Raw genomic sequence first — 19,163 nt, forward strand, 5'->3', positions numbered from 1 at the left:
ACTTATTAGCTTAGTAAAAAATAAAAAGTGGGGCTTGATAGATGGCAATGATTGAAGTATCACACCTTCAAAAAAATTTTATTAAAACCGTTAAGGAACCAGGTTTAAAAGGAGCCTTAAAATCTTTTGTTCATCCTCAGTTAGAAAGGTTTGAGGCTGTTAAAGATTTATCTTTTGAAGTTCCTAAAGGGCAAATTATGGGCTTTATTGGAGCTAATGGAGCTGGTAAATCAACAACAATAAAAATGTTGACAGGGATTTTGAAGCCCACTTCTGGATTTTGTCGTATTAATGGAAAAATCCCTCAAGAGAATCGACAAGACTATGTGAGAGATATTGGTGTCGTTTTTGGACAACGAACCCAGCTTTGGTGGGACTTAGCATTGCAAGAAACTTACACGGTTCTAAAAGAAATCTATGACGTTCCAGATTATCTCTTTCGCAAGCGTATGGCCTTCTTAAACGAGGTTCTTGAACTCAATGATTTTATTAAAGATCCTGTTCGAACGCTGTCGCTTGGACAACGAATGAGGGCAGATATTGCTGCATCGCTATTACACAATCCTAAGGTTCTATTTTTAGATGAACCTACGATTGGGTTAGATGTTTCAGTAAAAGATAATATTCGAAAAGCTATTTCTCAGATTAATCAAGAAGAAGAAACAACGATTTTATTAACCACACATGATTTAAGCGACATTGAACAACTTTGTGATCGTATCATTATGATTGATAAGGGACAAGAAATTTTTGACGGTTCAGTTAATCAGTTAAAACAAACGTTTGGGAAGATGAAGAGCCTTTCTTTTGAGTTAGAGTCTGGTCAAGATGCCTTAGTAAAGCAGTTGGCAAATCTCTATAAGTGGGAAGTGGCCTATCATGATCTTATTTTAGATGTCCACTACGATAGCTCTCTTTACCAGACGGCTGAGATTATAAGAAAAGTTATGTCAGATTTTAAAGTGAGAGATTTGAAAATGACAGATGTTGATATTGAGGAAATCGTTCGACGATTTTATCGAAAGGAGCTTTGACATGCTCAGTTTTTGGAGACGTTATAAACCCTTTGTAAGTTCAGGAATCCAACAGTTAATTACTTATCGTGTCAATTTCTTTTTATATCGGATAGGCGATGTTATAGGAGCCTTTGTCGCTTTTTATCTCTGGCAGGCTGTTTTTAGGTCTTCACAGCAGACTTTAATTAATGGTTTCACACTAACAGATATGACTTTATATGTCATTATGAGTTTTGTGACGGCCTTGCTGACAAAATCTGACAGTTCCTTCATGATTGGTGAAGAAGTTAAAGATGGCTCTATTATCATGCGCCTGCTTCGGCCTGTGCATTTTGCGACATCCTATTTGTTTATGGAGATTGGCGCTCGCTGGCTTATTTTTATTAGTGTCGGTATCCCATTTTTAGCCTTAATTTTAGTAGTTAAAGTAATGGCCGGTATCCCCTACCTATACCTGTTTTATACCATTTTTAGCTACGTGCTCAGTATTTTATTAGCTTTTTTGATTAATTTTTATTTTAATATATGCTTTGGCTTTTCAGCATTTGTCTTCAAAAATCTATGGGGCTCTAATTTACTGAAGAATTCTATTCTTGCTTTTTTATCAGGGAGCCTTATACCTCTGGCCTTCTTTCCAAAATTAATAGCTGATATTCTTAGCTATCTACCTTTTTCATCTTTAGTTTATACGCCGGTGATGATTCTGCTCGGGAAATACACAGTTAATCAGACAGTGGGAGCAATACTTTTACAAGTTTTTTGGTTAATTGTGATGGTGAGCCTATCTCAATTAATATGGAACAAAGTGCAATATCATTTAACAATTCAAGGGGGTTAGGATGCAAAAATTAGGACGGATGCATATTATTTTTATCAAACAATACCTCAAGCAAATTCTAGAATATAAGGTTGATTTTGTTGTGGGTGTGCTGGGGGTCTTTCTAACCCAAGGGCTTAATTTACTCTTTTTAAATGTTCTTTTTCAACATATTCCTTCCTTAGCAGGTTGGACTTTTGAGCAGATTGCCTTTATCTATGGCTTTTCGCTAATTCCAAAAGGGATTGACCACCTCTTTTTCGATAATCTTTGGGCTTTAGGTCAGAGACTTGTCCTTAAGGGAGAATTTGATAAATACCTGACTAGACCTATTAGCCCTCTCTTTCATGTTATGGTTGAAACATTTCAGGTAGATGCCTTGGGGGAATTACTAGTAGGAGTATTTTTATTAGTAACGAGTTTAGGCACAATTTCATGGTCCTTTCCCAAAGTGATACTTTTTATGTTGATTATTCCCTTTGCGACATTGATTTACACATCATTAAAAATAGCGACGGCAAGCATTTCTTTTTGGACGAAGCAGTCTGGCGCTATTACTTATATTTTTTATATGTTCAACGATTTTGCCAAATACCCACTGTCAATTTACCATTCCTTTCTGAAATGGGTGATTAGCTTTATCATTCCCTTTGCTTTCACTGCCTATTATCCTGCTTCCTATTTTCTAAGCGGAAAAAATGCCTTATTTAATGTAGGAGGAGTGGTGTTAATAGCCCTACTTGTTTTTGCACTCTCAATAAAGCTTTGGAACCTAGGACTAGATGCTTATGAAAGTGCAGGTTCTTAGCGACTGCTGCTTGATGAGCCTTTTTCATTTCACTACAAGTTAATTTTATTTTGACTGAGCATACTTTTTAACTACACATAAAACACTTCTGAGTCTAGTTTACTAGAGATCAACAGAAGTGTTTTTTGTCTGTCTTGATTTTGGAATACGGGAGCAGGCATTTTATATTTTGTATTGAAAATGATCAGATTGTGGCAAATTAATATAAAGTTTACCAAGCAAAGGCGTTGGTCGGTGCTTTAAGGTAGTCTAACCAAATGGGATCTTTTAGACGGGCTAGGGTCACTGAGATTCCAGCCATATCAAGGCTGGTCATGTATTTACCATTTTTGATATAAGCAATGTCTAGTCCTTCAAGTTCTAGTAATTGTCCTAAATCGTTTAGGAATATCCCTTGTTCTAATTCTGTTGTTGTTCCTAAGTTATTAGCTAACAAGATAAATGTCTCGTTTTCTTGCCAATGGAATTTTATCTGTAATTTATTGACAATTTCGACAGCCAAATGTTCAGAGGAAATAAAAGGCACAGTTCGGTAGCCTTCTTCCCCGTGAATGCCAATACCAAACGAGATATTCTCTTCAGGCAAATCAAAAAGTGGTAGTGCAGCGTTTGGGAAGCTAGCTGATTTGGTAGCAAAGCCAATAGTCGCTATTTCAGTGGCGAGACGAAATCCTATTTGCTCCAACTCTTCGAGCCCTGCTCCTTGAAGCGCAGCTTGTCCCAAAATTTTATGTAATAGAATCGTTCCTGCTAGTCCTCGGTGGCGCATCTGAAAATTTTTCTTAGGCTCAACGGAGATATCATCATGAGAAACAATGTATCTGACGGGGATACCTTCAAGCCGTGCTTGGTGAATAGCCTTGCTAAATTCTCGAATGTCAGCTTCGAAATTTTTGATGATGACAAAAACTCCCTTTCCCTTGTTGAGGAATCGCAGAGCTTCTAAGATTTGCTCAGAACCGGGAGGAGTGAAAAGATCACCATAGACAGCTGCTGTTAACATGCCGTCGCCAATAAAGCCGATATGTGCTGGTTCATGCCCCGAGCCTCCTCCAGACAGAATGGGAATGAGGTCTGAATGGTGTTCCCTATTGTAGATAATCGGTTTTTTAGGAACTTTAGCCAGATGAGGGTGTGCTAAAAGCATTCCTTTAATATAGTGATCAATCATCATATGCTTATGATTTGAAATCGTAACCATCTTCTTTCCTACCCTTCCGTCATACTAGCGAGAATTGTTTTTTTAATCAAATCTGTCTGTGGTTGCAGTTGTTTATCTGTTACAAATGCTCTAATCATATCTGCCAATGCTCTTGAATGATAGGTTTTGAGAAAAGAGCGATAATTGGTTTCCAGATTAAGTTTTGTTTTAAGTTCTTGTTCAGCAATAATTTTTTCTAATAAAACTAGGCAATAATCGCCAAAATAACTATAAAAATCATTCTGATCTTTAATCGCAAAAAGTTGCGCATAAAATGTTTTATTATTGCTAAAGTAAAAGAGTAACTCGTCTAATAGTTGAAAACCAGTAATGTAATTGAGGTTATTAGTAACCTGTTCTTGCAGTTCGGTTTCAAAAATCCAATCGAGGAGTTCATATTTATCAAGGAAATGGTTATAGAAGGTCTGTCTACGAATGCTAGCTTGGTCCATGATGTCAACGACAGAAATTTTATCAAAAGGTTTACGAGCTAGTTCTTTTTTAAAAGCTTTGGCGATTTTCTTTTTTGTAATGAGTGAAGTTGCCACCTTTAACCTCCTTAAACAGAATAACTTAATCTCATTATACTTTATCAAAAGAAATGAAGAAAGTATAAGGACAAATTCTTGATTTTGTCCCTTACATAAGATCTTATTTTTAGATAGAATGAAAGCGTAAACAAAATATACTTTATGGGAGGAAACCCGAATGAAAAAAATTATGAACCAACCAGAAGCGATTGTGCAAGATATGCTTGATGGTTTTGCCTTTATCCATTCTGATTTAGTGGAACGAGTGGATGGCTTTGATGTTATTGTCCGTAAAGCTGAAAAGACTGGTAAAGTTGCTATTATCTCTGGTGGTGGATCTGGCCATGAACCTTCCCATGCTGGCTTTGTTGGAGAAGGGATGCTTTCAGCTGCCATTTGTGGTGCCGTATTCACATCGCCAACACCTGACCAAATTTTGGAAGCAATTAAAGCTGCTGATGAAGGAGCTGGCGTCTTTATGGTGATAAAAAACTATTCTGGCGATATTATGAATTTTGAGATGGCGCAAGAAATGGCTGAAATGGAAGGGATTTCGGTAGCTAGTGTTGTTGTTGATGATGATATTGCAGTTGAAAATAGTCTCTACACACAAGGCCGACGTGGTGTAGCAGGAACCATCTTAGTGCATAAAATTTTGGGACATGCTGCGCATCAAGGAAAATCTTTGGAGGATATCAAACAATTAGCTGATGCATTAGTGCCAAATATCAAAACAATTGGTTTAGCATTGTCAGGAGCGACAGTACCAGAAGTTGGCAAGCCAGGATTTGTACTAGAAGATGATGAGTTTGAATATGGGGTTGGTATCCATGGTGAACCTGGTTACAAGAAGGAAAAAATGAAAACTTCTTCCGAATTAGCTAAAGAGCTAGTTGCCAAGTTAGCAGATGCGTTTCAACTAGAATCAGGCCAAAACTACGGTCTTCTTATTAATGGCTTGGGCAGTACACCCCTTATGGAACAATATGTATTTGCCAATGATGTAGCTAAATTAATGACCGAATATGGTATTAAGGTGGCTTATAAGAAGTTGGGTGATTATATGACGAGCTTGGACATGGCTGGTTTATCATTGACTCTAATTAAACTGGAATCAGACCAATGGTTAGAAGCTTTAACTGCTGAAGTGACGACACCAGCTTGGTAAAAGGAGGTTTTATGGATTATCAAAAAGTTTTAGAATGGATGCGTCTATTCAATGAAAAAATAAAGGCTAAAAAAGATTATCTTAGTGAGTTAGATACGCCTATTGGAGATGGTGATCACGGCGGTAATATGGCGCGTGGGATGGCAGCTGTTATGGAAAATCTTGATGGTAAAGACTTTGAAAAGGCTTCTGATGTTTATAAGATTGTTGCCATGCAACTGGTTAGCAAAGTAGGAGGAGCTTCAGGACCTCTTTACGGGTCAGCTTTTATGGGAATGGCTAAGCAGGCAGAAGACGTGTCGGTTGTTGACCTATTAACAGAAGGACTGGCTATGATTCAAAAACGTGGCAAAGCTGAAAAAGGTGAGAAAACAATGGTAGATGTTTGGATTGCAGTCATCGAAGCTCTTAAGAAGGATCAATTGACTAATGATGTCATTTGGTCCGCAGTAGAAGCAACCAAAGATATTATCGCGACTAAGGGTAGGGCGTCTTACGTGGGCGAACGTTCCATTGGTCATATTGATCCTGGTTCTTATTCATCTGGTCTGTTATTTGAAGCTATGTTAGAAGCAGAGGTGATATAATGTCAGATTTAGGTATTGTTATTGTTTCACATTCAAAAGGTATTGCCTCAGGAATTAGGGACTTACTAGCAGAAGTCGCAAAAGATGTCGCTATTACAAGTGTTGGCGGACATGAAGATGGTGGGATTGGTACCAGTTTTGATCAGGTTCAGATGGTAGTTGATCAAAATCCTAAGAGTCACTTATTAGCCTTTTTTGATCTAGGATCAGCCCGTATGAACTTGGAAATGGTAGCTGATTTCACAGATAAAGAGTTGTCCATTATGCAGGTACCTATTGTTGAGGGAGCTTATACAGCAGCAGCTTTAATCCAGGCTGGTGTTGATAAAGAAGTTATTTTGCAACAATTATCAGAATTAGAAATAAAGAAATGAGGGTTAAAGAATGTCATTTATTGGTGAATTATTAGGGACCTTAGTCCTCGTATTATTAGGTGATGGTGTTGTTGCGGCTGTTTGTTTAAAAAAGACTAAAGCAGAAGGAAGCGGCTGGATTGCCATTACTCTGGGTTGGGGACTAGCCGTTGCTGTTCCAGTTTATATGGTTGGCTTTTTAAGTGGAGCTCACCTTAATCCAGCAGTGACTATCGCACTAGCTTTAACAGGTGCCTTCCCATGGGGACAAGTACTTCCTTATATTGTAGCGCAGATGTTAGGAGCGATGCTTGGAGCAACCCTAGTTTACTTACACTATTATCCTCATTGGCAAGAAACTAAAGATTCAGCAACGATTCTAGGCTGTTTCTCAACTGCGCCGGCCATTCGTCACACATGGTCTAACTTTTTAGGTGAAGCTATTGGAACAGCAGTACTTGTTATGACAGTTATGTCTTTAGGCCCTAATAAATTATCCTCTGGTTTTGGTCCACTAATAGTTGGTTTAGTGGTTATGGCTGTTGGTTTTGGACTTGGTGGCACAACTGGTTATGCTATAAATCCAGCTCGTGACCTAGGTCCACGCTTAATACATGCTCTTTTACCAATTCCAAACAAGGGTGGATCAGATTGGTCTTATGCATGGATTCCAGTCCTTGCTCCTATTTTAGGTGGGGCTTTAGGGGCAGCTTTATATCAGATCCTTCTAACTAGCATGTAAATTGTTTAAGTTCAGGATTAGGTCGCTTAGTGGCCTAATCTTTTTTTGAAGGTCGCCAAAAGAGAAATTTAGTCATTTAAGATATAATAGTGACAAGAAGTTTTTAAAAGGAGGGGCAAATGGAGGTAGACCTTCACAAAAAATATGTGACAATCAAACAGCTATACCACTTGGGCTGGCCATTAGAAATCTTAAAACAAGTCGCTTTACAGGGCGATATAGACTATCGGATAGGCTCCCCTCTTTTTAGACGTTTTTGGGCTTACAGTAGTGAGACTCTAGAAGGCAAGGTTTTATTAAAACTCTTACTAGACATGGTCGGTATGCCAGATGAGTTGAGTGGAGAACCTGATGAAATAAGAGGTTTATTAAGTTGCTTTTATCCCTCTTTGAGACCGGATGATGGTTTTTGGTCAAGTTTGGCTAGCCTGGTTGATAAGACTTTCCCTAATAATAAACTTAGCCAAGAGGGAAAACTAGAAAGAAGGCTTCACCAATTTCGTTATGTCATTTCCAGTCAGCAAGCGCAGTATATTCGTCATCACTATCGACAATATCAGCAAACAGATGGCCAGGCCCTAGCAAACTATTTAAGAGATAAAAGGGGTCCTGCTTTTTGGCGAAGGAGGCCCGACTATTCATTGTCTGAGTCGTCACGCTTACATAATAAGTTGAAACTTATGGATAAACAGGTTATTTTTCCTGATCAAGAAGTTTCTCACAATATCAAAATACTAATGGGTTTCCATACGGAATTTATCTTATCTAGTAGGGGCCATTTTCTAAATGAACTTGATGCAGAAGTCATAACAGAAAACGGGATTGTTAATGGGGCTAGTTTTAATTATGGAACAGCTGGTCAACGCCACTGGGACTTAGATGTTGATCCCGTCAGCAAGCACGATCCCTTATTTAGACGAAAGGTCTTGAAAGGCTATCGTTCACCAAAAAATATCACGAAAAAATGGTCACAACGGCAGATCGACGATTATGATTTATCCTATTTTAATCGTAGGGGAGTCTTTGCTAGAAAGGGGTTATCTAGTTATGGACATGTTAAACGAAGACGTTTTGTCTTTTGCTGGCAAGTACGTCTTTTCAAATGGTTCAACCTTCTCTTTTGTAAAAAGAGAAATTGATTATCAGTTTCTCTCAGATTGAAGAAAAAGTCCCATGTCATAAAAGATTGAGGTCTCCAAAGGAAGTTTATACCTAAATCTTAAGTCCGAGAGCTAAAGATTTCTTGATGTCAGAAACTTATCGCTTCTGGTATTTTTGCTAACTCGTAACCTATCGGTTTGTGCTCGCTTCATTTAAAAAAAAAAGGAAAACCCCTTAGAAATGTTGAATTAGTAGCATTTCTAAGGGGTTTTATATGTACAATAATTCCTAGGCTTTTGGCTTTGACGATTGCTTAGGATTGTTTTTTTAAATAGTCTGATAAGGCCTTTCAGCAGTCTAATTAGCCTGTGCCCATTTTTTTGCGAGACGTCTTGATAGACTTGAAATGGTAAAGTTAATGATAAAATAAATTAGGGTAATCAAGGCATAAAGGGCAAAAACTTGGTTGGCTTGAAAGTAGTTTCCCATTAATATTTGACTCTTTCCAAAAAGTTCTTGAATAGCAATAACGGAATAGAGTAAGGAAGTGTCCTTGATGACTGTGACAAACTGAGAAATAATGGCAGGTAACATTTTCCGGTAAGCTTGTGGGAAAACGATCAGTAAAAAGACCTGACTAGGTCTTAGGCCTTGGGCGAGACCTGCCTCGGTTTGGCCATTGTCGACACCATTTAAACCTCCACGAATGATTTCTGCTAGCGCTGCTGAAGTAAATACAGTAAAAGCAGTGATACCAGCGGGTGTTGCCTTCACTTGAAATACTAAGAAAATAATAAATATCCACAGAAGGTTGGGAACGTTTCGGACAAATTCGATATAAAAGCTGGCTAGAAGTTTGACGAACTTGTTTTTTCCATTACGCATAATGGCTAATAAAGTGCCAAAAATGGTGGATAAAATGATGGAAATAAATGAAATGTACAAGGTAAGACCTAAGCCTTGAAAAATAAAGGAAAGGTTTGCAGCTGTAAATAATTGAGACATGAACTTTCCTCCTTGTTAGACTGAATAGGTTTTTTTGTTAGCTTCTTCTTTCCGACGTGCCCAGTTGGCAAGTGGGAAGCACATAATGAAGTATAAGATAGCTGCTCCGGCGAACGCTGGAACATAATTGGTGCTTTCATAGGCCCATGCTTTGGCGGTGAACATGATATCTGCCCCCGAAATAATGGCTACAATGGAGGTGTTTTTGATAAGGTTAACAACTTGGTTAGTCATCGGTGGTAGGATTGTCCGCACCGCCTGAGGTAGTACAATTAAGCTCATCGTCTGTTCATAGGTAAAACCTTGTGAAAGAGAGGCTTCAATTTGCCCCTTAGGAACAGCTTCAATACCTGAACGGATAACCTCAGCAATGTAGGCACCATGGTAAACACCGACACAAAGAATTGCAGTAAAGAAGCTTGAAAACATAATATGCCCCCTGCTTATGATTGCTAAGCCATAATAGACAAAAACGAGTTGTACTAAGAGCGGGGTGTTTTGATAGAGTTCAACATAGATTCGGGCGAAAATCCGGTGGCCTTTTTTCTTAGAAGTTGCTAAGGCTCCAAAAAGGATTCCCAGAATTAATGCTAAAATTAAGGCCCCGATCGACATGCCAAGAGTGTATAAAAAAGCTTTTGCAAAGAGAGGGAAATTTGCGAAAAAAGCTTGCCATTTTGAAAGAGCAAATGGACTTTCAACTGTTAGTAAATAGGTCATAATTAGCTCCTTTGGTCTTATTCAGCTTTAGCAGGTGTCAAATGGTATTTACCATAGATTTTTTTTAAACTACCGTCCTTTGACCACTTAGTAATCAATTCATTGATGTAGTTTGTCAAGTTTTGATTTGCTTTTGAACTAGCAATACCGTAAGATTGCTGGTTAAAACCATCTGATAAAATCTGTGACTGTTTACTGACATAGCCTGTTAGAATAGATTTGTCAACAGAAAATGCCTTAATCCGTTTGGCGTAAAGAGAAATGGCTAATTCAGGGTAAGATCCTAGTTGAACAAATTTAAATGTTAGCTTTTTGTTTCTAGCATATTCCTCAATGGCAGCTTTAGTAGTCGAACCTTGTGCAACACCAATAGTTGCGTGATTTAAATCTTTGATTGATGCTATTTTTTGAGAAGTATTAACGAGAAAGCCAATTTCATCGCGGTAATAAGGTTTAGAGAAGGAGTAGTTTGCTTGTCGTTCAGGAGTAATAGTATAGGTCGCAATGATAATATCCAACTGCCCATTATCTAAAAGAGCCTCACGTGTCTGAGCGGTTACAGCAGTAAAGACAGGCTTAACCTTTAGTGATTTAGCAATTTTTTTAGCTATATCAACTTCCATACCTTCATATTGCCCACTATTAGGGCTATAGTAACCAAAATTTGGCACGTCTTGCTTAACCCCTATTCTCAAAATACCTGATTTTTTAATTTTTTTAATAGCAGAGCTGTTTACCCACTTGTTCTCAGTAGCTTTGACACTTGGCAAGGTTAATTGAGAAAGACAGAAAAAAGCCAAAAGGCTTAAAAGAATCCATTTTCTTAGAGATGTCATCTAGGTTCCTCCTTATGGGCGAGATTTTTTCTTTGCTTGGACTTTTTCACTGGTATGGTTAATGATTTTACTTAGAAATTGTTTAGCACGGGGCTCTTTAGGATTATCAAAGAAACCTGCAACATCTGTCGTATCTTCTAAGACTTCACCGTCCGCCATAAAGATAATCCTATCAGCAACTTCCCGTGCGAATCCCATTTCGTGAGTAACGACGACCATATTAGTGCCATCGGCAGCAAGGTTTTGCATAACTGCTAAAACGTCACCAATTGTTTCGGGATCAAGAGCAGAAGTAGGTTCATCAAATAGTAGCAATTCAGGTTGCATAGCCAGTCCGCGTGCAATAGCAATTCGTTGCTTTTGTCCACCTGACAACATAGAAGGATAAGAATCTTTGCGGTCCCACATATTAACAAAGGTGAGGTATTTTTCAGCTATTTTTTCAGCTTCAGCTTTAGATTGTCCTAAAACTTTGATAGGAGCTAAGGTAACATTTTCTAACACAGTTTTATGAGGGTAAAGATTAAAGTGCTGAAATACCATTCCCACTTCTTTACGAAGGGTGACCAAATCTTTGGCAGAGCTATTAGCAATTTGGTGGCCGTTAACAATCAAGCTGCCATTTTCGATCTTTTCCAAGCCGTTAATGGTACGAATGAGGGTAGATTTTCCAGAGCCAGATGGGCCTAATAAAACAACGACTTGTCCTTTGTCAATCGTTAAATTAATATTTTTTAAAGCGTGGAAACTCCCATAATGCTTATTAACGTTTTTAAATTCAATGAGTGCCATAAGATTCTCCTTTATAATAAATGTTAGAAAATCTAACATATGAACAGTGGAATTATTTTATCATAGGAAAACTTATTTGTCAATATTTTCAGAATATTTAGAGTATCGTGAAGAAAATCACTCAAATAATAGCTTGCATTGTCTTTTGTCACTAAAATTTGGTATAATCATAAAGACATTAATATAGGAAGAGTGTACACAATTATTTTTTGAGGTCTTACCCTTATTACTAAAAGATAAATAGGAGAACATAAATTAATGAAAAAAATCCTCATTGTAGACGATGAAAAACCTATTTCAGACATTATAAAGTTTAATTTGACCAAAGAAGGTTATGATATCATGACAGCTTTTGATGGTCGAGAAGCCATCGCAGCCTTTGAAGAAGGTAAACCTGATTTGGTTATTTTGGATTTGATGTTACCAGAGATGGATGGTCTTGAAGTTGCAAAAGAAATTCGAAAAACCAGTCATATCCCTATAATTATGCTTTCTGCCAAAGATAGTGAATTTGATAAGGTCATTGGTTTAGAGATTGGTGCGGACGATTATGTAACAAAACCTTTTTCAAATCGTGAGCTCCTAGCGCGTGTTAAAGCCCATTTGCGACGCACCGAAACGATTGAAACAGCTGTTGCTGAAGAAAATGCTTCCTCAGGAAACCAAGAATTAACTATCGGTAATCTCCAGATTCTGCCAGATGCTTTCTTGGCTAAAAAATATGGTAAGGAAGTTGAATTGACACATCGCGAATTTGAATTATTACACCATTTAGCTAATCATATCGGGCAAGTCATGACCCGTGAACATTTATTAGAAACGGTCTGGGGCTATGATTATTTTGGTGATGTGAGAACTGTTGATGTTACCGTACGACGTTTGAGAGAAAAAATTGAAGATACACCAAGCCGTCCTGAATATATTTTGACAAGACGTGGCGTTGGCTATTATATGAAACAGCATGACTAGAGACATCGTTGGAAATTTATCTTTATTTGAATTAGCAATACTCTTCTTATTGGTATTTGTTGCTATCTATTTTATTTATTTAGCTGTTCGCGACTATCGTAATGCTAAAATTATCAGACAGATGAGTCACAAGATTCGTGATTTGATTAACGGTCGTTATACTGATGATATTAATAGCAAAGCAGATATTGAACTGATTGACTTATCAGAACAACTTAATGATTTGTCAGATGTTTTTCGTCTCACTCATGAGAATTTAGCGCAGGAGAAGAATCGTCTGGCTAGTATTTTGGCTTATATGAGTGATGGTGTTTTAGCGACTGACCGGACTGGTCAGATTATGATGATTAATGAAACAGCACAAAAACAGATGAACATCAGTCGTGAGGAAGCTCTTAAAAAAAATATCACCGATCTCTTGGGGAGTGACTCTCCTTATACTTATAGAGAATTAGTGTCCCAAACACCAATTGTTACCCTAAACCGTCGTGATGAGACAGGTGAATTTATCACACTTCGCTTACGCTTTGCTTTGAATCGACGTGAAAGTGGCTTTATTTCAGGCTTGGTTGTCGTATTGCACGACACCACTGAACAAGAAAAAGAAGAAAGGGAGCGCCGTCTCTTCGTTTCCAACGTTAGCCATGAGCTAAGAACCCCTTTGACTTCTGTTAAATCTTATCTAGAAGCGCTTGATGAAGGAGCTTTAAAAGAAGATATTGCTCCAAGTTTTATCAAAGTGTCGCTTGATGAAACCAACCGTATGATGCGGATGATTTCTGATCTTTTGAATTTATCACGAATTGACAACCAAGTGACAGCCTTAGCTGTTGAAATGACTAATTTTACAGCTTTTATGACGTCAATCTTAAATCGTTTTGATTTGGTTCGTAATCAAAATACGGTTGCTGGCAAAACTTATGAAATCATTCGTGATTATCCCATAAAGTCAATTTGGTTAGAAATTGATAATGATAAGATGACCCAGGTTATTGAAAATATCCTAAATAATGCTATTAAATACTCCCCTGATGGTGGTAAAATCCGAGTTAAAATGAAGACTACGGAGAGTCAGCTAATTATTTCCATTTCCGACCAAGGTTTGGGGATTCCTAAAAAAGATCTCCCTTTAATCTTCGACCGTTTTTATCGTGTTGATAAAGCACGCAGTCGGGCACAGGGTGGAACAGGGCTGGGATTAGCTATTGCAAAAGAGATTGTTAAACAACATAAGGGCTTTATTTGGGCTAAAAGTGATTATGGTAAAGGTTCGACCTTTACAATTGTTCTTCCTTATGACAAAGATGTAATGTCAGATGATGTTGATGAATGGGAGGACGATATTGATTAAATGCTAGAGCAAGAAGGATTTAAATATAGTATTTTAGCATCGGGGTCTACTGGTAACAGTTTCTATTTAGAAACGCCTCAAAAACGTATCCTTGTTGATGCAGGATTGACTGGTAAAAAAATAATCAGTCTCTTAGCAGAAATAGATCGGAAGCCAGAAGATTTAGATGCCATATTAATTACACATGAACATTCTGATCATATAAAAGGAGTCGGTGTTCTTGCTCGTAAGTATCATCTTGATATTTATGCTAATCAAAAAACGTGGCAGATTATTGATGATAGAAATATGATTGGAAAAATTGATACGACTCAAAAATATATTTTTGACCGTGATAAGGTCATGACCTTTGGGGATCTTGATATTGAAAGTTTTGGCGTCAGTCACGATGCGGCAGACCCTCAATTTTATCGTTTTATGAAAGATAATAAATCATTCGTTATGTTAACAGATACTGGATATGTGAGTGATCGTATGTCTGGCATTATTAGTAATGCAGATGCTTATTTGATTGAATCAAATCATGATATTGAGATCTTAAGATCGGGATCTTATCCATGGAGTTTAAAACAAAGGATTTTATCTGATAAGGGCCACTTGTCAAATGAAGATGGTGCTGGCGCTATGATTCGTAGCATCGGCAATAAGACTAAGAAAATTTTCCTTGGACACCTGAGTAAGGAAAATAATATCAAAGAATTAGCTCACATGACAATGGAAAACCAACTAGCGATGGCAGATTTAGCAGTAGGAACGGATTTTAAAGTATATGACACATCACCAGATACTGCTTGTTCCTTAACAGATATTTAAACAAAATGACTTAAAGATGAAAAAAGGCTGGTGGGACAAGCATCCCACAGCTTTTTTTGTTATAATAGGAGTGTTCTTTGCGCAGTTAACTAAAAAGGAGAAATCATGAAAAAACTTAAAGCCTTACTCAAGGAAACCTTTAATATTGTATTTAATGATCAGGACTTACTTGAAACAGCCTTTACCCATACTTCCTATGCAAATGAGCATCGTCTCCTAAACATTTCACATAATGAACGTTTGGAATTTTTAGGAGACGCCGTTCTGCAACTGATTATTTCAGAATATTTATTTAAAAAGTACCCAAGTAAGCCTGAAGGTGACCTTTCAAAGTTACGATCAATGATTGTTCGTGAAGAAAGTTTAGCAGGTTTTTCTCGCTTTTGTTCTTTTGATACCTATATTAAGTTAGGAAAAGGTGAAGAAAAATCAGGAGGTCGTAATCGTGATACTATTCTAGGTGACCTGTTTGAAGCTTTTTTAGGTGCACTGCTATTAGATAAGGGAATTGAAGATGTCCGACTTTTTCTCAATCAAGTTATGATTCCACAGGTTGAAAAAGGTAATTTTGAAAAAGTTAAAGATTATAAGACAAGTCTGCAGGAAGTTTTGCAGGCAAAGGGTGATGTCCAGATTGACTACCAAGTGGTTAAAGAAAGTGGCCCAGCTCACGCTAAACAATTCGAGGTCGCTATTTTGGTTAATCAAGAAATTATCAGCAGGGGAATCGGTAAATCAAAAAAGATTGCTGAACAAAATGCTGCAAAAAAAGCCCTTGAACACTTAAGTGAGGAATAAATGTTTTTAAAAAAAATTGAAATGCAGGGCTTCAAGTCTTTTGCAGATAAAACCAAAATCGAATTTGAAAAAGGTGTTACTGCAGTTGTTGGTCCCAATGGATCTGGTAAGTCAAATATCACTGAAAGTTTACGCTGGGCCTTAGGTGAGTCTAGTGCTAAAAGCTTGCGTGGTGGTAAGATGCCCGATATTATTTTTGCTGGAACTGAGAGTCGTAATGCTCTTAATTTTGCAGAAGTAGCTATTGTTTTAGACAACTCAGACGAGTTTATTAAAGATGCAGGAAAAGAAATCCGAGTCGAACGACACATTTATCGAAATGGAGATAGTGATTATCTGATTGATGGTAAAAAAGTTCGCTTACGAGACATTCATGATTTATTTATGGATACGGGTTTAGGGAGAGACTCTTTTTCAATTATTTCACAAGGACGAGTTGAAGAAATTTTTAACAGTAAGCCAGAAGAAAGACGGACAATCTTTGAAGAAGCAGCCGGAGTACTCAAGTATAAAACACGAAAAAAAGAAACGCAAAGTAAACTGACGCAAACTCAGGATAATTTAGACCGTTTGGATGATATTATTTATGAATTAGACACTCAAGTAGGCCCCTTAGAAAAGCAGGCAAAAGTAGCACGAGAGTATAAGCAACTTGAGGGAGAGCGTCAAAACTTACACCTATCGATTTTAGTGGCAGACGTCAGAAAAGATAAACAGCAACTAAGCCAGCTTCAAACCTCTTTGGAAGAACTGCAAGAAGGGTTGGCAGAGTATCATCACCATCGGGAATTGCTGGAAGCTCAAAACCAAAAACTCAAAGAAAAACGACAAGCTCTGAACCGCGAAACCGAAAGTAAGCAGGCAGAACTATTAGAATTAACACGAGCCTTGGCTGACCTTGAAAAACAGATTGATCTCATCAAGCTAGAAACAAGTCAAAAAAATGAGAAAAAAGCAGAAGCAAGCAGCCAAATCGCCGAGCTAGAAACTGAGATAAGCACATTAAGAATAGCTGAGAAGCAAAAAGTAGAACTTTTAGAACAGTTAGCAGTTAGTAGTCGTGAGAATGCAAAGGCTTTGGAAGAGCTTCAAGAGAACTTGCAGCGTTTTTCAGGCGATCCTGACCAATTGATTGAAAAGCTAAGAGAAGATTATTTAGCCCTGATGCAAAAGGAAGCAAGCTTATCCAATCAACTAACCTTGTTGACTTCTGAAATTGAAAAAGACAATCAGGAACAAGAGCATCAGCTCAAGGCTTTTTCTGAACAAGAAAAACATGTTGTTATGTTAGAAAAAGAGCACCAGGAGTTGTTAGTAGCTTATAATGAGTGTTCCCAAAGGCTTCAAGAACTATTGCAAGACTACCAAACTAAAAGAAATCAGCTACAAGTTCAAAAGGCAAGTTATCAAGACCAACAAGGAAAGCTTTTTGACTTATTGGATCAAAAAAAAGCTAAAGAAGCTCGATTGAACAGTTTGGAAGCTATCCAAAAAAATCACAGTCAATTTTATGCAGGCGTTCGTGCAGTTTTACAAGCAAGCAATCATTTGTCAGGCATCCTAGGTGCTGTCAGTGAACATTTGACTTTTGATAGGAAATACCAAACGGCCCTAGAAATTGCTTTAGGTGCAAGTAGTCAAAATATTATTGTGGAAAATGAAGCCGCAGCTAAAGAAGCTATTGCTTTTTTGAAACGGACAAAACAAGGACGAGCAACCTTTTTGCCGCTTACGACACTAAAACCGCGTTACTTGTCTGAAAGCCAAGAACGACAAGTGCAATCTAGTCAAGGTTTCCTTGGTAGTGCAGAGTCATTAGTGTCTTATGACAGTCACTTAGCTGTTATTTTTAAAAATTTGTTGAATACAACCCTTATTTTTGATTCTATTGACAATGCCAATAAAGCAGCTAAGCTTTTGCAATACAAGGTTCGCATCGTTACCCTTGATGGAACCGAGTTGAGGCCGGGTGGCTCGTTCGCAGGAGGAGCTAGTCGCCAAACGAATACCACTTTTATTAAGCCTGAAATAGACAGCCTTCAAGCTAATTTAATGGACTTGAACCAGACGCTTCTTCAGCAAGAAAAAGCAGTAGCACAGCTTCAAACAAGCTTACAAGAAGCGGAAAATCAGCTCTTAAAACTTAAAGACTTAGGGGAAAAAACTCGTCTAGAGGAACAAGAATTATCCTTTAAGGCAGATCAGTTGCAAGAACGGCTAGCTGATTCGCAAGAAATCTTAGCAAATATGACAAAGATGCAGTCTCAAAATAGAGAACGTGATTTCCAAACTGAGAAAAATGACTTGGAGCAAGAACTTGAAGTGATTAACCAAAGGAAAGAAGCCTTAAGTCAGGAAATTGAGAGTATTAAGAGCAATAAAGATACTATTAACCAGAAAAAAGCTGCCTTAACAGAAGAACTTGCCCAAGCTCGGTTAAGTCAAAGAGATCTGGCTAATGAAAAGCGTTTTGAAGAGACTGATCTTAATCGACTAGAAAAAGAGCGGCAGACAAAAGAAGAAAAAGTGACTCAACTAAAAGACTTATTGTCAAGCCATATTTCAGAAGAAGATATTGATCGTCTCCCTTCTTTAGAAGAAGGTTTATTGGAAATTGCAGAGCGTAAGACCCAGGTTGAACAAAAATTGGTAGGTCTGCGCTTTGAAACAGAAGACTATCAAGCACAGCTGGAAGAATTAGAAGTTAAGCTTCAACAAGAACAGTCTAAAAGTGAAATGTTTATCCGTCAGCAAAGCAAATTAGAAGCTGAACAAGAACAAGTTTCAGCACGTCTGCGTACCCATGCCAAGGTTTTAGCAGAAGATTTTCAACTTAGTTTTGAAGAGGCTCAAGACAAGAGCCATCAGGTCGATGATTTGGCTCAAGCAAAAGATAAGCTTGCTAAACTTCGCAGACAAATTAAAGCTCTCGGACCAGTTAACACTGATGCTATTGCGCAGTACGAAGAAGTTTCAGAACGCTTAACCTTCTTACTAGGTCAAAAAGAAGACCTTAACAAGGCAAAAAATATGCTTCTTGATACGATTCACCAAATGGATTCAGAAGTAAAAGCTCGCTTTAAAGTCACTTTTGAAGCCATTAGAAATAGTTTCCAAGAAACCTTTAAGCAAATGTTCGGTGGAGGTAGTGCAGATCTTATTCTTACTGATGGAGATATGCTAACTGCTGGTATTGATATTTCCGTGCAACCTCCTGGGAAAAAAATCCAGTCTCTCAACTTGATGTCTGGTGGGGAAAAGGCCCTCTCAGCCCTAGCTCTGCTTTTTGCAATCATTCGTGTAAAAACAATACCTTTTGTTATTCTTGATGAAGTTGAAGCAGCACTTGATGAGGCTAACGTCAAACGTTTTGGTGACTACTTGAATCGTTTTGACAAGGATAGTCAGTTTATTGTGGTTACCCATCGGAAGGGAACGATGGCAGCAGCAGATAGTATTTATGGGATTACGATGCAAGAATCGGGAGTTTCAAAAGTAGTTTCTGTTAAGTTGAAAGATTCAGAAAAACTTAGTTTTTTAAATTAAAGCTAGGTGC

19 protein-coding genes are annotated in these 19,163 nt (G+C 37.8%); 13 read left to right on the plus strand and 6 right to left on the minus strand.

Going from position 1 to position 19,163, the window contains the following annotated elements; genetic code table 11:
- Nucleotides 1-41: 41 nt before the first annotated feature.
- Genes STRPS_RS07740 through STRPS_RS07750 form a run of 3 tightly spaced genes read left to right on the plus strand, consistent with a single transcriptional unit; the run spans nt 42 to nt 2,641 of the window.
- Nucleotides 42-1,034: an ABC transporter ATP-binding protein gene (locus STRPS_RS07740; RefSeq protein WP_007893532.1), complete on the plus strand. Its 993-nt coding sequence runs from the start codon at nt 42-44 to the stop codon at nt 1,032-1,034.
- 1 nt (nt 1,035) lies between these two features.
- Nucleotides 1,036-1,854, plus strand: a complete 819-nt coding sequence (locus STRPS_RS07745) for an ABC transporter permease (RefSeq protein ID WP_007893526.1) — start codon at nt 1,036-1,038, stop codon at nt 1,852-1,854.
- Nucleotide 1,855: 1 nt separating this feature from the next.
- A complete protein-coding gene (locus tag STRPS_RS07750) occupies nt 1,856-2,641 on the plus strand; it encodes an ABC transporter permease (RefSeq protein WP_007893531.1) in 786 nt (261 codons plus the stop codon).
- Nucleotides 2,642-2,852: 211 nt separating this feature from the next.
- Here the strand turns inward: STRPS_RS07750 and dhaQ are convergent, their stop codons facing one another.
- Together dhaQ and dhaS are read right to left on the minus strand one after the other, a co-directional pair.
- Nucleotides 2,853-3,842 carry a DhaKLM operon coactivator DhaQ gene (gene dhaQ, locus STRPS_RS07755; RefSeq protein WP_007893474.1) on the minus strand — a complete coding sequence of 330 codons (990 nt, stop codon included), beginning with the start codon at nt 3,840-3,842 and terminating at the stop codon, nt 2,853-2,855.
- Between the two features lie 8 nt (nt 3,843-3,850).
- Nucleotides 3,851-4,390: a dihydroxyacetone kinase transcriptional activator DhaS gene (gene dhaS, locus STRPS_RS07760; RefSeq protein WP_007893519.1), complete on the minus strand. Its 540-nt coding sequence runs from the start codon at nt 4,388-4,390 to the stop codon at nt 3,851-3,853.
- 160 nt (nt 4,391-4,550) lie between these two features.
- Between dhaS and dhaK the strand changes: the two genes are divergently transcribed.
- The 5 genes from dhaK to STRPS_RS07785 all read left to right on the plus strand — a co-directional run bounded on the left by dhaK (nt 4,551) and on the right by STRPS_RS07785 (nt 8,361).
- Nucleotides 4,551-5,540, plus strand: a complete 990-nt coding sequence (gene dhaK / locus STRPS_RS07765) for a dihydroxyacetone kinase subunit DhaK (RefSeq protein WP_007893477.1) — start codon at nt 4,551-4,553, stop codon at nt 5,538-5,540.
- An 11-nt stretch (nt 5,541-5,551) separates the two neighbouring features.
- Nucleotides 5,552-6,127 (plus strand): dihydroxyacetone kinase subunit DhaL, encoded by a 576-nt coding sequence (dhaL, locus tag STRPS_RS07770; RefSeq protein ID WP_007893491.1) that lies wholly within the window; start codon nt 5,552-5,554, stop codon nt 6,125-6,127.
- Complete coding sequence (gene dhaM / locus STRPS_RS07775; protein WP_007893503.1) at nt 6,127-6,501, plus strand: dihydroxyacetone kinase phosphoryl donor subunit DhaM; 375 nt, start codon at nt 6,127-6,129, stop codon at nt 6,499-6,501. The genes dhaL and dhaM overlap by 1 nt, the downstream gene beginning before the upstream one ends.
- 10 nt (nt 6,502-6,511) lie before the next feature.
- Nucleotides 6,512-7,222, plus strand: a complete 711-nt coding sequence (locus tag STRPS_RS07780) for an MIP/aquaporin family protein (protein WP_007893511.1) — start codon at nt 6,512-6,514, stop codon at nt 7,220-7,222.
- Nucleotides 7,223-7,341: 119 nt separating this feature from the next.
- Nucleotides 7,342-8,361 carry a DUF3114 domain-containing protein gene (locus STRPS_RS07785; RefSeq protein WP_007893509.1) on the plus strand — a complete coding sequence of 340 codons (1,020 nt, stop codon included), beginning with the start codon at nt 7,342-7,344 and terminating at the stop codon, nt 8,359-8,361.
- Nucleotides 8,362-8,680: 319 nt separating this feature from the next.
- Here STRPS_RS07785 and STRPS_RS07790 read toward each other — a convergent pair whose 3' ends face one another.
- From STRPS_RS07790 to STRPS_RS07805, 4 genes are read right to left on the minus strand one after another with little or no spacing between them, the layout of a single operon-like run.
- Nucleotides 8,681-9,328 carry an amino acid ABC transporter permease gene (locus STRPS_RS07790; protein ID WP_007893505.1) on the minus strand — a complete coding sequence of 216 codons (648 nt, stop codon included), beginning with the start codon at nt 9,326-9,328 and terminating at the stop codon, nt 8,681-8,683.
- A gap of 15 nt (nt 9,329-9,343) precedes the next feature.
- Complete coding sequence (locus STRPS_RS07795) at nt 9,344-10,048, minus strand: amino acid ABC transporter permease (protein WP_007893466.1); 705 nt, start codon at nt 10,046-10,048, stop codon at nt 9,344-9,346.
- A 17-nt stretch (nt 10,049-10,065) separates the two neighbouring features.
- Nucleotides 10,066-10,884: a transporter substrate-binding domain-containing protein gene (locus STRPS_RS07800; protein ID WP_007893479.1), complete on the minus strand. Its 819-nt coding sequence runs from the start codon at nt 10,882-10,884 to the stop codon at nt 10,066-10,068.
- A 12-nt stretch (nt 10,885-10,896) separates the two neighbouring features.
- The gene (locus tag STRPS_RS07805) at nt 10,897-11,676 is read right to left on the minus strand and encodes an amino acid ABC transporter ATP-binding protein (RefSeq protein WP_007893520.1); all 780 of its coding nucleotides are present in this window, start codon (nt 11,674-11,676) and stop codon (nt 10,897-10,899) included.
- A gap of 258 nt (nt 11,677-11,934) precedes the next feature.
- On the opposite strand from STRPS_RS07805, the gene yycF reads away from it, so the two are divergent.
- From yycF to smc, 5 genes are all read left to right on the plus strand, one after another.
- On the plus strand, nt 11,935-12,645 hold the full coding sequence (yycF, locus tag STRPS_RS07810) for a response regulator YycF (protein ID WP_007893534.1): 711 nt from the start codon (nt 11,935-11,937) through the stop codon (nt 12,643-12,645).
- Nucleotides 12,638-13,996 (plus strand): cell wall metabolism sensor histidine kinase VicK, encoded by a 1,359-nt coding sequence (gene vicK, locus STRPS_RS07815; protein ID WP_007893475.1) that lies wholly within the window; start codon nt 12,638-12,640, stop codon nt 13,994-13,996. Before yycF ends, vicK begins: the two co-directional genes overlap by 8 nt.
- Entirely contained in the window at nt 13,997-14,809 is an 813-nt protein-coding gene (locus STRPS_RS07820; RefSeq protein WP_007893495.1) for an MBL fold metallo-hydrolase, read from the plus strand. It begins immediately after the preceding gene.
- Between the two features lie 105 nt (nt 14,810-14,914).
- Entirely contained in the window at nt 14,915-15,607 is a 693-nt protein-coding gene (gene rnc / locus STRPS_RS07825; protein ID WP_007893497.1) for a ribonuclease III, read from the plus strand.
- Entirely contained in the window at nt 15,608-19,153 is a 3,546-nt protein-coding gene (gene smc, locus STRPS_RS07830; protein WP_007893528.1) for a chromosome segregation protein SMC, read from the plus strand.
- The last annotated feature ends 10 nt before the right edge of the window (nt 19,154-19,163 follow it).

It is taken from the genome of Streptococcus pseudoporcinus LQ 940-04, assembly GCF_000188035.1.
Classification (GTDB): domain Bacteria; phylum Bacillota; class Bacilli; order Lactobacillales; family Streptococcaceae; genus Streptococcus; species Streptococcus pseudoporcinus.

Coding starts and splice junctions, on each gene's coding strand:
- STRPS_RS07795 (WP_007893466.1), bottom strand. CDS start 10,048: ATGACCTATTTACTAACAGTTGAAAGTCCATTTGCTCTTTCAAAATGG.
- STRPS_RS07745 (WP_007893526.1), top strand. CDS start 1,036: ATGCTCAGTTTTTGGAGACGTTATAAACCCTTTGTAAGTTCAGGAATC.
- dhaM (WP_007893503.1), top strand. CDS start 6,127: ATGTCAGATTTAGGTATTGTTATTGTTTCACATTCAAAAGGTATTGCC.
- vicK (WP_007893475.1), top strand. CDS start 12,638: ATGACTAGAGACATCGTTGGAAATTTATCTTTATTTGAATTAGCAATA.
- yycF (WP_007893534.1), top strand. CDS start 11,935: ATGAAAAAAATCCTCATTGTAGACGATGAAAAACCTATTTCAGACATT.
- smc (WP_007893528.1), top strand. CDS start 15,608: ATGTTTTTAAAAAAAATTGAAATGCAGGGCTTCAAGTCTTTTGCAGAT.
- dhaK (WP_007893477.1), top strand. CDS start 4,551: ATGAAAAAAATTATGAACCAACCAGAAGCGATTGTGCAAGATATGCTT.
- STRPS_RS07780 (WP_007893511.1), top strand. CDS start 6,512: ATGTCATTTATTGGTGAATTATTAGGGACCTTAGTCCTCGTATTATTA.
- STRPS_RS07820 (WP_007893495.1), top strand. CDS start 13,997: ATGCTAGAGCAAGAAGGATTTAAATATAGTATTTTAGCATCGGGGTCT.
- STRPS_RS07785 (WP_007893509.1), top strand. CDS start 7,342: ATGGAGGTAGACCTTCACAAAAAATATGTGACAATCAAACAGCTATAC.
- STRPS_RS07740 (WP_007893532.1), top strand. CDS start 42: ATGGCAATGATTGAAGTATCACACCTTCAAAAAAATTTTATTAAAACC.
- STRPS_RS07800 (WP_007893479.1), bottom strand. CDS start 10,884: ATGACATCTCTAAGAAAATGGATTCTTTTAAGCCTTTTGGCTTTTTTC.
- dhaQ (WP_007893474.1), bottom strand. CDS start 3,842: ATGGTTACGATTTCAAATCATAAGCATATGATGATTGATCACTATATT.
- rnc (WP_007893497.1), top strand. CDS start 14,915: ATGAAAAAACTTAAAGCCTTACTCAAGGAAACCTTTAATATTGTATTT.
- STRPS_RS07750 (WP_007893531.1), top strand. CDS start 1,856: ATGCAAAAATTAGGACGGATGCATATTATTTTTATCAAACAATACCTC.
- STRPS_RS07790 (WP_007893505.1), bottom strand. CDS start 9,328: ATGTCTCAATTATTTACAGCTGCAAACCTTTCCTTTATTTTTCAAGGC.
- STRPS_RS07805 (WP_007893520.1), bottom strand. CDS start 11,676: ATGGCACTCATTGAATTTAAAAACGTTAATAAGCATTATGGGAGTTTC.
- dhaL (WP_007893491.1), top strand. CDS start 5,552: ATGGATTATCAAAAAGTTTTAGAATGGATGCGTCTATTCAATGAAAAA.